Annotated in this window: 12 protein-coding genes; 8 read left to right on the top strand and 4 right to left on the bottom strand. The window is 71.6% G+C overall.

The window, feature by feature from the left end:
- Positions 1–17: 17 nt before the first annotated feature.
- Entirely contained in the window at positions 18–629 is a 612-nt protein-coding gene (locus ACIBCK_RS04695) for a TetR family transcriptional regulator (protein WP_399386682.1), read from the bottom strand.
- A 108-nt stretch (positions 630–737) separates the two neighbouring features.
- Here ACIBCK_RS04695 and ACIBCK_RS04690 point away from each other — a divergent pair, with 108 nt between their 5' ends.
- From ACIBCK_RS04690 to ACIBCK_RS04680, 3 genes are all read left to right on the top strand, one after another.
- On the top strand, positions 738–2,195 hold the full coding sequence (locus ACIBCK_RS04690) for an FAD-dependent monooxygenase (RefSeq protein ID WP_399386681.1): 1,458 nt from the start codon (positions 738–740) through the stop codon (positions 2,193–2,195).
- 166 nt (positions 2,196–2,361) lie between these two features.
- Positions 2,362–3,351, top strand: a complete 990-nt coding sequence (locus tag ACIBCK_RS04685; RefSeq protein WP_399387246.1) for a DMT family transporter — start codon at positions 2,362–2,364, stop codon at positions 3,349–3,351.
- Positions 3,352–3,402: 51 nt separating this feature from the next.
- Entirely contained in the window at positions 3,403–4,302 is a 900-nt protein-coding gene (locus tag ACIBCK_RS04680) for a LysR family transcriptional regulator (RefSeq protein WP_399386679.1), read from the top strand.
- Between the two features lie 115 nt (positions 4,303–4,417).
- Here the strand turns inward: ACIBCK_RS04680 and pepN are convergent, their stop codons facing one another.
- Entirely contained in the window at positions 4,418–6,985 is a 2,568-nt protein-coding gene (gene pepN / locus ACIBCK_RS04675; protein ID WP_399386677.1) for an aminopeptidase N, read from the bottom strand.
- 266 nt (positions 6,986–7,251) lie between these two features.
- Between pepN and ACIBCK_RS04670 the strand changes: the two genes are divergently transcribed.
- Positions 7,252–8,496, top strand: coding sequence for a flavin-dependent oxidoreductase (locus tag ACIBCK_RS04670; RefSeq protein ID WP_399387245.1), 1,245 nt, complete (start codon positions 7,252–7,254; stop codon positions 8,494–8,496).
- Positions 8,497–8,540: 44 nt separating this feature from the next.
- On the opposite strand, the gene ACIBCK_RS04665 is transcribed toward ACIBCK_RS04670, so the two are convergent.
- Positions 8,541–9,416 carry a LysR family transcriptional regulator gene (locus tag ACIBCK_RS04665; protein WP_399386676.1) on the bottom strand — a complete coding sequence of 292 codons (876 nt, stop codon included), beginning with the start codon at positions 9,414–9,416 and terminating at the stop codon, positions 8,541–8,543.
- A 75-nt stretch (positions 9,417–9,491) separates the two neighbouring features.
- On the opposite strand from ACIBCK_RS04665, the gene ACIBCK_RS04660 reads away from it, so the two are divergent.
- Entirely contained in the window at positions 9,492–10,685 is a 1,194-nt protein-coding gene (locus ACIBCK_RS04660) for an MFS transporter (protein ID WP_399386674.1), read from the top strand.
- A gap of 39 nt (positions 10,686–10,724) precedes the next feature.
- On the opposite strand, the gene ACIBCK_RS04655 is transcribed toward ACIBCK_RS04660, so the two are convergent.
- The gene (locus ACIBCK_RS04655) at positions 10,725–11,741 is read right to left on the bottom strand and encodes an aspartate-semialdehyde dehydrogenase (protein ID WP_399386673.1); all 1,017 of its coding nucleotides are present in this window, start codon (positions 11,739–11,741) and stop codon (positions 10,725–10,727) included.
- 279 nt (positions 11,742–12,020) lie between these two features.
- On the opposite strand from ACIBCK_RS04655, the gene ACIBCK_RS04650 reads away from it, so the two are divergent.
- From ACIBCK_RS04650 to ACIBCK_RS04640, 3 genes are all read left to right on the top strand, one after another.
- Positions 12,021–13,178, top strand: a complete 1,158-nt coding sequence (locus ACIBCK_RS04650) for an RNA-guided endonuclease InsQ/TnpB family protein (protein ID WP_399386671.1) — start codon at positions 12,021–12,023, stop codon at positions 13,176–13,178.
- A 260-nt stretch (positions 13,179–13,438) separates the two neighbouring features.
- On the top strand, positions 13,439–13,969 hold the full coding sequence (locus ACIBCK_RS04645) for a sigma-70 family RNA polymerase sigma factor (protein ID WP_399386668.1): 531 nt from the start codon (positions 13,439–13,441) through the stop codon (positions 13,967–13,969).
- A gap of 2 nt (positions 13,970–13,971) precedes the next feature.
- A complete protein-coding gene (locus ACIBCK_RS04640; RefSeq protein ID WP_399386667.1) occupies positions 13,972–14,727 on the top strand; it encodes a hypothetical protein in 756 nt (251 codons plus the stop codon).
- Positions 14,728–14,765 lie beyond the last annotated feature (38 nt).

Genomic DNA, 14,765 nt, shown 5'->3' with positions numbered 1-14,765 from the left:
AAGAGCCCCTACGTGTGTCATGGCCGCTCGGCCGTGAGATACCGCTGCACCGTCGGCCCCAGCCAGTCCGCCATCTCCTCGCCGGACAGGGCGACCGCGGGCGGGAACCGCAGCACGTAGCGGGTCAGCGCCATGCCGAGGATCTGCGAGGCGCAGAGCCCGGCCCGCGTCGGCGCGTCGGCGGGATCGGGGCAGACGCGGCGCGCGACCGGCAGGAGCTGGTCCCGGAAGATGCCCTGCATGCGCTCGGCGCCCGCCGTGTTCGTGATGCCGACCCGGAGCATCGCCGTCAGCACCTCGTCCGTCTCCCAGACGTCCAGGAAGTGGGCCACCAGGGCGCGCCCGACGCCCTCGCGTGGCACCGCGGCGAGGTCGGGAAGCCGTAGGTCGATGGCGCAGGCCGCGGCGAACAGGCCTTCCTTGTTGCCGTAGTAGCGCATCACCATGGACGGATCGATCCGCGCGTCCTTGGCGATGGCGCGGATGGTGGCCCGTTCATAGCCGTCGGCGGCGAACCGCTCGCGGGCGGCGGCGAGGATCGCGCCACGGGTCGCGTCGGAGCGGCGGGGTGGCGCCGGGGGTTCCTCGGCGGTTGTCCGGGTCGCTGGATCGGGTGCGCTTTCGGTCATGCCAACAAGCGTAGGCCAACATCTGTTGACAGTCCATGACGGCGGTCCTACGTTAGCCAACAAGCGTTGACCAACAGTTGTTGGCGCAAGGAAGCCGAGGAGGCCGTCATGAACGGAACCCAGGACACGACCGGCACCGACCCCGCTGTGATCGTCGTCGGCTCCGGGCCCACCGGGCTGCTGCTCGCCGGGGACCTGGCCGCCGCGGGCGTTCCCGTGACCCTGCTGGAGAAGCGGCCGCACGAGATCAGCAACCTCTCGCGCGCCCTGGTGCTGCACGCCCGCACCCTCGAACAGCTCGACGCGCGCGGCCTCGCCGACGAGCTGGAGGCCAAGGGTAAGACGCTTGACCGGCTGCGCCTCTTCGGCCGCCTCGAAGTGGGCCTCGACAAGCTGCCCTCGCGCTACAACCACCTCCTGGTCCTGCCGCAGTACGAGGTGGAGCGGGTCCTGGAGCGCCGGGCGATCGCGGCCGGGGTCGACTTCCGGTACGAGAGCGAGGTCACCGGCCTCGCCCAGGACGCGGACGGCGTGACTCTCGAAGTCAGGGGTCCGGGCGGGGAGTCGAGCCAGTGCCGGGCCGCGTACGTCGTCGGCGCGGACGGACTGCACAGCCCGGTCCGCAAGGCCATCGGCCTGCCCTTCCCCGGAAAGTCCGCCATCCGCTCGCTCGTGCTCGCGGACGTGAAGCTCGCCGAGAAGCCCGCGTCGGTCCTCACGGTGAACGCCGCCGGTGACGCCTTCGCCTTCATCGCGCCCTTCGCCGACGGGTACTACCGCGTGATCGGCTGGAACCGCGCGCACAACGTCCCCGACAGCGAGCCCCTCGACCTCGAAGAGGTCAAGGAGATCACCCGCCTCGCACTTGGCCGTGACTACGGCATGCACGACGCCCGCTGGATGTCCCGCTTTCACAGCGACGAGCGCCAGGCGCCCGCCTACCGGGTCGGCCGCGTCTTCCTCGCCGGTGACGCCGCGCATGTGCACACCCCGGCGGGCGCACAGGGCATGAACACCGGGCTGCAGGACGCGGCGAACCTGAGCTGGAAGCTGGTGGACGCGGTCAACGGCCGTGCGCCGCAGGGCCTGTTGGACACGTACCAGTCCGAGCGGCACCCCATCGGCAAGGCGGTCCTGCGCAGCAGCGGCGGGATCGTGCGGCTCGCGATGGTCAAGCGGCCGTGGTCGCGGGCGGGCCGCGCGGTGCTCGCGTCCCTCATCGGCGCCTTGTCCCCGGTCCGGGACAAGGCGATCGGCCGGATCACCGGCATCGGCTACCGCTACCCCGCCCCGAAGGGTGCCCACCGCCTGACCGGTCGCCGCGCTCCGGACGTCGCGCTCAAGGAGGGGCGGCTGTACGAGGCCCTGCGCGAGGGCAGGTTCGTGCTGATCACTCCGCAGGGCGAGGAGTGCGATGCGGGGCGCGCGGTCGCGGCGCAGTGGGCGAGCGGCCGGCGTACGACCGTCCTGGTGCGTCCCGACGGGTACGTGGCGTGGGCCGCGGACGACGCGGACGCGGGAGAGGTGCGGGCCGCACTGGCCAACCATTCAGCTCAGCTTCACTAATACGTCGAAAAGATTCGCTGGACCTGATGGGTGTGGGGGTGCGACGGTAATCCCGCAACCAACCAAGTGATCAGCGAAGAGATCCCCGCCGGGTGGTTACCACCTCGGCGGGGTTCGTGTTTTCCCGGGCGAACCGGGAGAGAGACAAGGGATATCAGTGACTGTCCTGGACCGGACGACCTCCACTCGCGCGGCAGCTACGGCAGCTACGGCGGACACAGCCGCTTCGGCGGCCACGCCGACCACCGCGACGGCGGTGAACAAGGGGGTGCAGCGGGCCGCGGGCCCCATCGGCGTCGGTCTCGCCCTCGCGGCGCTCGCCACGGTCGTCTGGTCGGGCAGCTTCGTCACCTCGCGCGCCCTGGCCGACAGCGTGCCGCCCATCCAGCACGCCTTCTGGCGCTGGATCATCGCGATCGCCGCGGTGGCGCCCTTCGCCGTGCGGCAGACCTGGCGGCAGCGGGCCCTGCTGCGCAAGCACATCCGCTTCCTGCTCATCGCCTCGCTCCTCGGCGTCACGATCTACAACACCCTGGTCAACCAGGCGGGCGTCACCACCACCGCGGGCAACATGGGCATGATCATGGCGGCGTCGCCGGTCCTGATGGCGGTGTACGAGCGCCTCGGCGGGGCCAGGCTCGGGGCGCGCCGGGTGACCGGCATGCTGGTCGCCTGCGCGGGCGTCCTCGTCCTGGTCTCCGGAGGATCGCTCTCCATGGACTTCGCCGTGGGCGACCTGTGGATCATCGCGGGCGCCGTCTCCTTCGGCTCGTACAGCGCGCTGCTCAAGCGCAAGCCGGCGGAGATCGGCGGACTGCCGTTCCTCTTCGCGACGTTCGTGCTCGGTGCGCTGATGCTGCTTCCGGTGTTCGTGGTCAGCTTCGTGGTCCAGGGCGGCTTCGAGCCGACGGTCGGCACGGTCTCCCCGCTCCTGTACGTCGGCGTCGTGTCATCCGCGATCGCCTTCTTCGCCTGGAACAAGGCGATCTCGATCATCGGCGCGGCCCGCGCCGGGGTCATCTACTACCTCCAGCCGGTCTGCGTCGCCCTGCTCTCCTTCGCGGTGCTCGGTGAGGCGATGGGGTGGCTGCAGGTCATGTGCATGGGGCTGATCCTGGGCGGGGTCGTCCTCGGCGCGGCGCGCGCGAAGAAGTAGGGGGCGCGTCCGGTGGGATCACCTCTCCTGACCAGTCGGTACGTTGACTCCATGAGCGAGTGGGACATCAAGAAGCTGCAGATCCTGCGTACGTTGAGCGAGCGGGGCACGGTCACGGAGACGGCTCGGACGCTGCGGATGACGCCGTCGGCGGTGTCGCAGCAGCTGTCCAACCTCGCCAAGCAGCTGGGGGTGCCGCTCCTTGAGGCGCACGGGCGCCGGGTGCGCCTCACGGACGCGGCGCACCTCGTCCTGCGGCACGCGGAGGCGGTCTTCGCCCAACTGGAGCTTGCGGACGCGGAGTTGGCCGCCTATGCGCAAGGTGAGGCGGGGGAGGTGCGGGTCGGCGCCTTCTCGACGGCGGTGCCCGCGCTCGTGGTCCCCGCCGTGCGGGAGCTGCGGGCGGCGGCGCCGGGGATCTCCGTGCGGGTACGTGAGGTGGAGGCGGCGGAGGCGTACGAGTTGCTGGCTGCGGGGGAGGTGGACGTGGCCCTCTCCCTGGCGGTGACGGCGCCGGCCGCGGGCGACGCGGACACGCGCTTCACCCGGGAGTCGCTCCTGGCCGACCCGCTGGACGTGGCGCTGCCGGGGGAGCATCCGCTGGCGTCGGTGGAGGGGCTGCGGCTCGCGGATCTGGCCGGGGAGCCGTGGATCTTCGGGGGCAGCGGGCCCTGGTCGGAGATCACGCGGGCGGCGTGCGAGGGGGCCGGGTTCACGCCCGAGCAGGCGCATTCCGCCTCCGGCTGGACGGCGATCCTGGCGATGGTGGAGGCGGGGATGGGGGTCGCCCTCGTCCCCCGGATGGCGGCGGTCCGCCGTGACGGTGTGGTGATGCGCTCCCTGTCCGCCGACCGTCCTCGCCGCCACGTGGTGGCAGCGGTTCGTCGGGGGGCGGCTGGGGGGGCGGGGGTCAGCAGGGTCTTGTCGGCGCTCCGGGGGGTGGCCCGGTAGCGGCGGGTGGCCGGGTCTTTTGCCTGCGGGCCGACACCGACCTTCCCGCTCGGGCGGGGGGCAGACCTGTCGGGGCCGGGGAGACCCCGGGGGTCGGCACCCCCGGGGTCGAGGGTCAGGCGTCTGCTGACTGCGCCCGCAGGGCCCGCTCCACCCCCGCCCTGGACTCCGTGACCAGGCGGTGGAGGGCCGGTGGCGGGGTCGCCGTGGAGAGCCACGCGTCCGTGGCGTCCAGGGTGGCCTGGGAGATCTGGAGCGACGGGTACAGGCCCACCGCGATCTGCTGCGCCATCTCGTGCGAGCGAGAGTCCCACGCACCCTTGACCGCCGCGAAGAACTTCTCCGCGTACGGGGCGAGGAGTTCGCGTTGCTCCGTCTGGACGAAGCCGCCGATCACGGCCTCCTGGATCGCGTTCGGGAGCTTGTCGGACTCCACCACGGAGGCCCACGCCTCCGCCTTCGCCTCCGGCGTGGGCCGCGCCGCCCGCGCCGAGGCCGCGTGCCGCTCGCCCGCGGCCGTCTTGTCACGGTCGAGCTCCGCCGTGATCCCCGCCTCGTCGAGACGGCCCGTCGCCGCGAGCCGGTGCACGAAGGCCCAGCGCAGCTCCGTGTCCACCGCCAGGCCCTCGATGGCCTGCTTGCCCGAGATCAGCTCCTCGATGAGCGTCAGCTGCCCATCCGTACGCGCCGTCGCGGCGAACGCCCGCGCCCACGCCAGCTGATGGTCACTGCCCGGCGCCGCCGCCCGCAGGTGCGAGAGCGTCGCCTCGGTCCAGCGGGCCAGCGCCTCGTCACGCCCGGACGGCGCCGCGTACAGCTCAAGGGCCAGCTTCACCTGACGGTGCAGGGACTGCACGACCCCGATGTCCGACTCCTTGCCGATGCCGGACAGGACCAGGGAGAGGTACTCCCGGGTGGGAAGCTCCGCGTCCCGCGTCATGTCCCACGCCGACGCCCACGAAAGCGCCCGCGGCAGCGACGCCTCGAAGTCACCGATGTGCTCCGTCACGAACGCGAGCGACTCCGCGTCCATGCGGACCTTCGCGTACGAGAGGTCGTCGTCGTTCAGGAGGATCACCGCTGGGCGCGTGCGGCCCAACAGCCCGTCCACCGCCGTCAGTTCACCGTCCACGTCCAGCTCGACGCGGTCCGTGCGCAGCAGCTTGCCGCTCTCGGCGTCGAGGTCGTACAGGCCGATCGCGATCCGGTGGGGGCGGAGAGTGGGCTCGCCCTTCGCGCCCGCGGGGAGCGCCGGAGCCTCCTGCTTCACCGCGAACGACGTGATCCTGCCGGACGTGTCGACGTCCACCACCGGACGCAGGACGTTGATGCCCGCCGTCTCCAGCCACTTCTTCGACCAGGTCTTCAGGTCGCGCCCGCTGGTCTCCTCAAGGGCGCCGAGCAGATCGGACAGGCGCGTGTTGCCGAACGCGTGCGCCTTGAAGTACGCCTGCACGCCCCGGAAGAACTCGTCATTCCCGACATACGCCACCAGCTGCTTCAGGACGCTCGCGCCCTTCGCGTACGTGATGCCGTCGAAGTTGACCAGGACGTCGTCGAGGTCGCGGATGTCGGCCATGATCGGGTGCGTCGACGGCAGCTGGTCCTGGCGGTACGCCCACGTCTTCATGGAGTTGGCGAACGTCGTCCACGAGTGCGGCCAGCGCGAGTTCTCCGCGTACGCCTGGCAGGCGATGGACGTGTACGTGGCGAACGACTCGTTCAGCCAGAGGTCGTTCCACCACTCCATCGTCACCAGGTCGCCGAACCACATGTGGGCCAGCTCGTGGAGGATGGTCTCCGCGCGCGTCTCGTACGCCGCGTCCGTCACCTTCGAACGGAACACGTACTGGTCGCGGATGGTCACCGCACCCGCGTTCTCCATTGCGCCCGCGTTGAACTCCGGCACGAAGAGCTGGTCGTACTTGGCGAAGGGGTACGCGTAGTCGAACTTCTCCTGGAACCAGTCGAAGCCCTGCCGCGTGACCTCGAAGATCGCGTCGGAGTCGAGGAACTCGGCCAGCGAGGGACGGCAGTAGATGCCGAGCGGAACCGACTGGCCGTTAGGACCCTCGTACGAACTGTGGACCGAGTGATACGGACCGACGATGAGCGCCGTGATGTACGTCGACATGCGCGGCGTGGGCTCGAAGACCCAGACGTCACCGCTGGGCTCGGGGGTCGGCGCATTCGAGATGACCGTCCAGCCGGACGGCGCCTTCACGGTGAACTGGAACGTCGCCTTGAGATCGGGCTGCTCGAAGGAGGCGAAGACGCGGCGTGCGTCCGGGACCTCGAACTGCGTGTAGAGGTAGGCCTGTTCGTCGACGGGGTCGACGAAACGGTGCAGGCCCTCGCCCGTGTTGGTGTAGTCGCAGTCGGCGACCACCCGCAGCTCGTTCGGGCCCGCCTCCAGGTGCCTCAGCGCGATGCGCGAGTCACGGAAGACGGCGCCCACCTCCAGCGGGTGGCCGTTCAGGACGACCTCGTGGACCGCGGGGGCCACCAGGTCGATGAACGTCTCGGCGCCCGCCTCCGCGGAGTCGAAGCGCACGGTCGTCACCGACCGGTAGGTGCCGCCCTCTTGCGCGCCGGAGAGGTCGAGATCGATCTCGTACGAGTCAACGGTGAGCAGCTTCGCCCGCTGCTGCGCCTCTTCGCGGGTCAGATTGGTGCCGGGCACGCGGTCATCTCCTCAGGTACGTCAGGTACGACTTGTGGCGTTTCCGGCCATCCTTCCACGTGGGTCCGCGCACGTGTCCGGGCATGGTCCATGGGCCGCCGCGCGGCATTGTTCGCGGGCTGCCGTGCCGCTACCATCCGCGCGTCGACCAACGCCCCGGGGGAAGCGTTCATGGGACCGAGACCACCACATCGATTACGTCGATTACCGCGCCTACCGCGATCAACGCGCTTACCGGGATCGCCCGGCGCGAGGTGCGCCCCGTGATCGACGTACTTGTCGCCGGAGCGGGGATCGGCGGGCTCACCACGGCGCTCAGTCTGCACGCGGCGGGCATCGGGGTGCGGGTCATCGACGCGGTGGACGCGTTGCGGCCCGTCGGGGTCGGCATCAACCTCCTGCCGCACGCGGTAAGGGAGTTGACGGAGCTCGGCCTCGGCGCCGAACTGGCCGCCACGGCCGTGCCGACCGCCGAGACGATCCACTTCGACCGGCACGGCAACCACATCTGGGGCGAACCGCTCGGTCTCGCCCGCGGTCACCACTGGCCGCAGTACTCCCTGCACCGCGGCGCCCTGCACCTGATCCTCCTCGCCGCCGTCCGTGACCGCATCGGCGAGAACGCCGTCCAGACCGGTACGGCGTTCGTGCGGTACGCCGAGCCCGAGGGGTCCGGGGCGCTGCGGGTGACCCTGCGGGACGTACGGCGCGGACGGGAGTTCGCGGTGCCGGTGCGCGCCCTGATCGGGGCCGACGGCCTCTACTCGGCGGTCAGGGCCCGGCTGCACCCCGGGGAGGGGCCGCCGCTGTGGAACGGCATCCGGATGTGGCGTGGCGTCACCGAGTGGCACCCGGTGCTCGGCGGCCGGAGCATGGCGTTCGCGGGCAGCAACGCGGCCGCGAAGCTCGTCGTCTACCCGATCTCGCGGGAGGCGGAGATGCGGGGGCGTGCACTGCTCAACTGGGTGGCGGAGGTGCGGTATCCGGTCCATCACCACGGGTCGCCCGGACCGGTGGACTGGAACCGTTCGGGACGCCTCTCCGACGTCCTGCCGCACTTCTCCGGGTGGCGGATCGGGGACCTGGACGTGCCCGCGCTCCTCGCGGCGACCGGGTCGACGGGGCGGATCCTGGAGTACCCGATGGTGGACCGGGACCCGCTGCCGTACTGGGGGCGCGGCCCCGTGACCCTGCTGGGCGACGCGGCTCATCCGATGTACCCCGTCGGGTCGAGCGGCGGCTCGGAGGCGGTGCTCGACGCGCGGGTCCTGGCGCGGTGCGTGGCCCTCGCCGGGACGGACCGGGTGAGCGGCCTGCGGGCCTACGAGGCGGAACGGCGGGGCCCCGCCAACGCCGTGGCCCTGGCCAACCGCGCGATGCCGGTGGACGAGATCCTCCGGACGGTGGCCGAACGGGCTCCGGAGGGGTTCGTGCGGGTGGAGGACGTCCTGACGGGGGAGGAGCTGGCGGGGCTGGGGGAGGGGTATCGGCGGATGCGGGGCAGTTGGTAGCGGCCCCTGTCCGGCGCCCCTGTCCGGCCCCCTGTCCGGCGCCCCTAGCCGGTCGCTCCCACCGCCCGTGCGAACGCCCGTACCCGCTCCGTCTCCGCGTCCCGTCGCCACACCATCCCGAGCACCGAGTCCGGCACCCCCTCCACCGGCACGAACGTGACGTCGCGCCGCCCGTGGTACTCCGCCGTGGGGCGGCACAGCAGCATCGCCCCGCGTCCGGCCGCGACCAGCGTCAGGCCCTCCTGGAGGGTGCGCACCTCCGGCGCGGCGACGCAGGAGGGAGCCTGCGCCGCACGCCAGTACGCGGGAGCCGGCGCCGTCGCCGAGATCAGCGGGGTCCCGTTCAGCTCGGCGGCCCGCAGCGAGGCGCGGCCCGCGAAGGGATGGCGTACCGATACCGCGACCGTCTGCTGCTGGCGGGAGAAGAGCGGGCCGAGCACCAGGTCCGGTTCCTCGACGGGCAGCAGCACGATCGCCGTGTCCACGTCCCCGTGCCGCACCGCCCCGAAGGGATCCGAGAAGGGCACCTCGACGATCTCCGTCACGCAGCCCGGATGCGCCTCCTGGAAGCCGGTGATCGCCCCCATCAGCCGGGCGTCCGCCGTCCCCTGGAAGCCGATCCGCAGCCGTCCGGTGACCCCTCGCGCCGACTCCCGGGCCGTTTCCACCGTGGCGCTCAACGTCTCGTAGGCCGGGCGCATTTCGGCCAGAAACCGCTCGCCCGCCGGAGTCAGCCGCACCCGCCGGCTCGACCGCTCCACCAGCCGCGTACCGATCCGCCGCTCCAGGTCGCGCAGCAACTGGCTGACGCGGCTCTGCGACACGTAGAGCCGCTCGCCCGCACGGCCGAAGTGCAGCTCGTCGGCGAGCGCGATGAAGCACTCCAGCTCCCGTATCTCCAGCACCGGCAACCCCCTCATCCATGAGCCTCGCTCATTCAAGGATGAGATCTTCGCCGTTGTTCCCCGCAGGGCTCCCGGCGAAGGCTTGACCGCATGAAAGCCACCTCGACCACACGCCCCGGACCCGTGCTGCCGCAGCGCTCCCTGCCCCTCTCCGTCCTCACCGTCGCCGCCACCACCTTCTCCGTCGTCACCACGGAAATGCTGCCGGTCGGCCTCCTCACCTCGCTCTCCTCCGGGCTCGGCGTGTCCGACGGGACCGCGGGCCTGACCGTCACGCTGCCCGGCGTGGTCGCGGCGCTCGCCGCCCTGCTGCTTCCGGTCGCCGTGCGGCGGGCCGACCGGCGCACGGTGCTGTGTGTCCTGATGGTCCTGCTCGCCGCCGCCAATCTCCTCTCCGCGCTGGCGCCCGCCTTCGGCGTGCTGCTCGCCGCGCGGGTCCTGGTGGGCGTCTGCATCGGGGGCGTGTGGGCGACGGCGGCCGGGCTCGGCGTACGGCTCGTGCGGGAGGAGGCAGCAGGGCGGGCCACCACGGTGATCTTCAGCGGGATCGCGGTGGCGTCCGTGCTCGGTGTCCCCGCCGGTACGTTCCTCGGTGAACTCGCGGGCTGGCGCTGGGCGTTCGCCGTGATGGGGGCGTTCGCGCTGGCCGTCGCGGGGCTGCTCACGGCGGCGCTGCCGCCGCTGCCCGCGACGGCGGCCGTACGGCTCGCCGCGTTCCCCGGGCTGCTGCGGAACGCGCGGCTGCGGGCCGGACTCCTGGTGGTGCTGCTTCTGGTGACCGGGCACTTCGCCGCCTACACCTACGTACGCCCCGTCCTGGAGCGGGTGCCCGACCTGGGCGCCGGGCTCCTCAGCGGGCTGCTCCTCGCGTACGGGATCGCGGGCATCGTCGGCAACTTCGCGGGCGGCGCGCTCGCGGCCCGCGAACCGCGCCGGGCGCTGCTCGCCATCTCGGCCGGGCTTGCCGCCGTCGTCCTGCTGCTCGGGCCCGCGGGCGGCTCGCTCCTCGTGTCGGTGGCGCTCCTCGTGGCGTGGGGCCTCGCCTACGGCGGGGTCTCCGTCTCCACCCAGCACTGGGTCCTGGCCGCCGCGCCCCGCGCCCGCGAGGCGGCCTCCGCGCTCTTCGCCGGGGTGTTCAACGCGGCGATCGCCCTGGGCGCGCTGACCGGCGGCCTGGTCGCGGACGGCCTCGGGACCACGGGCGTGCTGTGGCTCGGGGGCGGACTCGCGGGCCTCGCCCTGCTCGTCGTGGCGTACGCGAAGGGGGCGGACACCGACATCTAGTCGGCGCCCGCCCCCTTCGGCGTACGCAGGGCGAAGGCCTCAGCCCTTGAGCTCGGCCGCCACCAGCTCCGCGATCTGCACCGCGTTCAGCGCGGCGCCCTTGCGGAGGTTGTCGTCGGAGATGAAGAAGGCCAGGCCGTTCTCCACCGTCTCGTCGTTACGGATGCGGCCCACGAAGGAGTCGTCCTTGCCCGCGGCGACCAGCGGGGTCGGGACGTCGGTGAGGACGACGCCCTCGGCCTCCGCGAGGATCTCGGTGGCGCGCTCGGCGCTCAGCGGACGCTCGAAGCGGGCGTTGACCTGGAGCGAGTGACCGGTGAAGACCGGCACGCGGACGCAGGTGCCGGAGACCTTGAGGGCCGGGATCTCCAGGATCTTGCGGGATTCGTTGCGGAGCTTCTGCTCCTCGTCGGTCTCGTTCAGACCGTCGTCGACGATGGAGCCCGCGAGCGGCAGGACGTTGTACGCGATCGGCGCGACGTACTTGTTCGGCGCGGGGAACTCCGTGGCCGAGCCGTCGTGCGTCAGCTTCGGCGCGTCGTCGCCGACCTTCTTGACCTGGTCGAACAGCTCGTCGACACCGGCGAGGCCGGAGCCGGACACGGCCTGGTACGTCGCCACGACGAGCGCGGCGAGCCCGGCCTCCTTGTGCAGCGGCTTCAGGACCGGCATCGCGGCCATCGTCGTGCAGTTCGGGTTGGCGATGATGCCCTTGGGGCGGTTCGCGATCGCGTGCGGGTTGACCTCGGAGACGACGAGGGGGACCTCGGGGTCCATCCGCCAGGCGGAGGAGTTGTCGATCACGACGGGGCCCTGCGACGCGACCTTCTCGGCCAGCGCCTTCGAGGTGGCGCCGCCCGCCGAGAACAGGACGATGTCGAGGCCGCTGTAGTCGGCCGTGGAGGCGTCCTCGACCGTCACACCGTCGAGCTGCGAGCCGGCCGAGCGGGCCGATGCGAACAGGCGCAGCTCGTCCACCGGGAAGTCCCGCTCGACAAGGATCTTGCGCATGACCGTGCCGACCTGACCGGTGGCTCCGACGATTCCGACCTTCACGGGGGCTCCTCCGTACGTACATGAGCTGCTGATGCAGCCATCATGCGTCTCTCCAGGTCAGGCTTGTCCAATCCTTAGTCTTTGCCGCCGCTGTCCCGGGAGCGGGAGCTTCCTCGGGCTTTGGCCGGTCCCTCGTGACCGCCATGCGAGCAAAGTCACAACGGGCGGGGGGGGGGCGAAGGCGGACAAAAACGCACACGTGTGCGTTGGGGTCGCATGTTCGGGTGAGTGTGTGCGAAGTCCGCTTCTGTGTGCGGAGCGGCCCCTACGGTCGGGGCCATGGAGCTGGTGGTGCAGGTGAAGCTGCTGCCGTCGCCGGCACAGGCGGCGGCACTGCAAGCGACGCTGCGCGCCTGCAATCGGGCGGCCGGTCACGTCGCCCGGGTCGCGTTCGAGTCGGGTACGCGGGACCGAAACGGGCTGCAGAAGCTCGTCTACGCGGAGATCAAAGCGGAGTTCGGGTTGTCGGCCCAGCCCGCCGTGCGAGTGGTCAAGAAGGTCGTGGACTCCTATGCGGCGCTGGCCGCGCAAGCGAAGGCCGGAATACTGGGCCCTCCCATGTGCAAGCGCTTCCGCGCGGCGACGGGCAGACCTGTTGCCTTCCGGCCGCAGGCGGCACAGCCGTTCGACGACCGGTGCCTGTCCTGGCAGACCGATGCTCGCACGGTGTCGATCTGGACCGTGGCCGGTCGGATGAAAGGCCTTTGCTATACCGGTGCCGCCGGGCAGCTGAAGACCCTGGCCGATCACCGCAAGGGCGAGTCCGACCTCGTCCAGCGGGGCAGGGCATGGTTCTTGGTTGCCACCTGTGAGGTGCCTGAGCCGGAGGTGTACGAGCCGGTCGACTGGGTCGGGGTGGACCGCGGCATCGTGAACCTCGCGACCACTAGCGACGGCGGCAATCACAACGGCCGCCGGCTGTCCCGCTACCGCCGCTGGCACTCCCGCAAGCGTGCCGAGCTCCAGGCCAGGAAGACCCGGTCCGCCAGGCGCCGTGCCGCCCGGCGCGCACGGAAGGAACACCGGCATGCCACCCATGTGAACCACAAGATCAGCAAGGAGATCGTGTCCGTCGCGCAACGCACCGGACGCGGCGTCGCCGTCGAGGAGTTGGACGGGATCCGCGACCGGGTACGGCTTCGCCGCGACCAGCGGGGCATGCTCTGCTCCTGGCCGTTCCATCAACTCGGACGGCACCTTCAGTACAAGGCCCGCCGGGCTGGAGTGCCGTTCCTAGAGGTGGATGCGGCTTATACCTCGCAGTGCTGTCCGCGCTGCAGGCACACCGATCGGGCCAACCGGCCCACTCGGGAACACTTCCATTGCCGTCGGTGCGGCCTCGCTGGGCCCGCCGACCACGTCGCCGGGGTCAACGTGCGCAATCGCGCACGCTCGGCGTGGGTATTCGTCACCATGCCCGTTCCCGCCCCGGCCTGAATCGGTCGGACCCGGCGGGGAGATGCGACCCGTGACCGTCCTGTCGTAGGGGGCAGTCGGGAGCGCGACGAGGCGTGAACGACCGAGCGCATGAGCACGGCTGTTCGCGGCCAAGGAGGTGACAGGGACTTCCTCCGTATGTCCGTGAGTCCGTACGTTCGTTCCGCCTGCCATGGTCCGACGTAGGGACCGTCTCATCGCGGCGAACGTTTTGGCCCGCCCTGGCGTCGTAGGGGGAAGGTGGGGGACGGGAGGGCACATTGCTGCGTAGAAAGGCGCGCCGCGCGTCACGGCACGAGGGGGCCGATCCGCTTGACGCGGCTCAGGAGGATCGGGTGCGGGCGGTGCTCGCGCTCGGCGGGGTGCCGTACGCCGATCTGCCCGACGGTGTCCAGCAGGTCAGGCTCAAGCTCCTGGAGCGCGCGGCGGACGGGCACGAGGCGCCGCGTGACGTGTCGGCGTGGGCGGCGGTCGTCGCCTCCAACCTCGCCATGGACTGGCATCGGGCGCGCCGGCGCCAGGAACGGCTCGGGGAGCGGCTTGCCGTGCTGTGGCGGGAGGCGACGGACGAGGACGGGGCGGAGTCGCGGGCCCTGTCGATGGCCGTGACCCAGGGCCTGGACGCGCTGCCCGACCCGCAGCGGCAGGTTGTCGTCCTGCGCTTCTACGCCGATCTGCCGGTACGGGCGATAGCGGACGAACTGGGCATTCCGGAGGGCACGGTCAAGAGCAGGCTGCATACGGCGGTACGGGTCCTGCGGACTCGGCTGCACGAGGGCGAGGTGGTGTGACGGTGGCCGAGGACGACGTGGCCGGGAACGAATACGACGCGCTGATGCTCGCCCTCATGGACGAGCCCCTGCCCGCCGCCGCCGGACAGGACCCGGAGTGCGCGGCGGAGTACGCGGCGGCCGTGGCGGATGTCGCGCTGCTCCGGGAGCACATCGGGGTGGCCGGCCGGGCGCTGGCGGCGCCGGAGGCGGTGCCGGATCGGCGGATCGGCGTACGTCCTGCCGGAACCCCCGGGGTGCCCGGGGCCCTGCGGCGGTACGGCGCGAAGGTGGCGCTCGGCCTCGCCGCGACCGTGGCGGCCGTCTCGCTGGTGGGCGGGACCGCCTGGCTGGCGATGGAGGGCGGAGGGGGCATCAGCGGCAGCTCGGACTCCGACGCGGCGAAGGGGGCCCAGGGAGACAGCAAGGACGCCGGCGGCGGGGCCGCGGAGGATCTCTCGCCCGAGGGGTACGTGGCCTGCGCGCGGCTCATCGTCGAGGGGACGGTGAACCGGGTCGAGCCGATCCCCGGAGCGGAGCAGGAGCGGATCGTCCTGGACGTCTCCCGCTACTACAAGCCGGCCGGTGGCAAGAAACAGATCACGTTCGTGATGGACGTGGACGTGGACCCGCGGCTCCGCGCGGGCGACCGGACCCTGATCGGCATCCCGAAGGACGAGGCGTCACCGGACATCTGGGCCACGCGGGGGGCGGACATCGCCAAGGACCGGGCGTGGATCGAGCGGGCGCTGCCGCGAGCGGAGGGGATGCGGTGCTGAACGCGCCCGAATGTGCTGGATGTAAGGGTCTATGTCTG

The organism is Streptomyces sp. NPDC051218, assembly GCF_044455475.1.
In the GTDB taxonomy this organism is placed as follows: Bacteria; Actinomycetota; Actinomycetes; order Streptomycetales; family Streptomycetaceae; genus Streptomyces.
The sequence above is the reverse complement of the archived record's forward strand: the minus strand, read 5'-3'. Positions and strand labels throughout refer to the sequence as shown.

Coding starts and splice junctions, on each gene's coding strand:
- ACIBCK_RS04695 (WP_399386682.1), bottom strand. CDS start 629: ATGACCGAAAGCGCACCCGATCCAGCGACCCGGACAACCGCCGAGGAA.
- ACIBCK_RS04690 (WP_399386681.1), top strand. CDS start 738: ATGAACGGAACCCAGGACACGACCGGCACCGACCCCGCTGTGATCGTC.
- ACIBCK_RS04680 (WP_399386679.1), top strand. CDS start 3,403: ATGAGCGAGTGGGACATCAAGAAGCTGCAGATCCTGCGTACGTTGAGC.
- ACIBCK_RS04665 (WP_399386676.1), bottom strand. CDS start 9,416: ATGAGGGGGTTGCCGGTGCTGGAGATACGGGAGCTGGAGTGCTTCATC.
- ACIBCK_RS04660 (WP_399386674.1), top strand. CDS start 9,492: ATGAAAGCCACCTCGACCACACGCCCCGGACCCGTGCTGCCGCAGCGC.
- ACIBCK_RS04650 (WP_399386671.1), top strand. CDS start 12,021: ATGGAGCTGGTGGTGCAGGTGAAGCTGCTGCCGTCGCCGGCACAGGCG.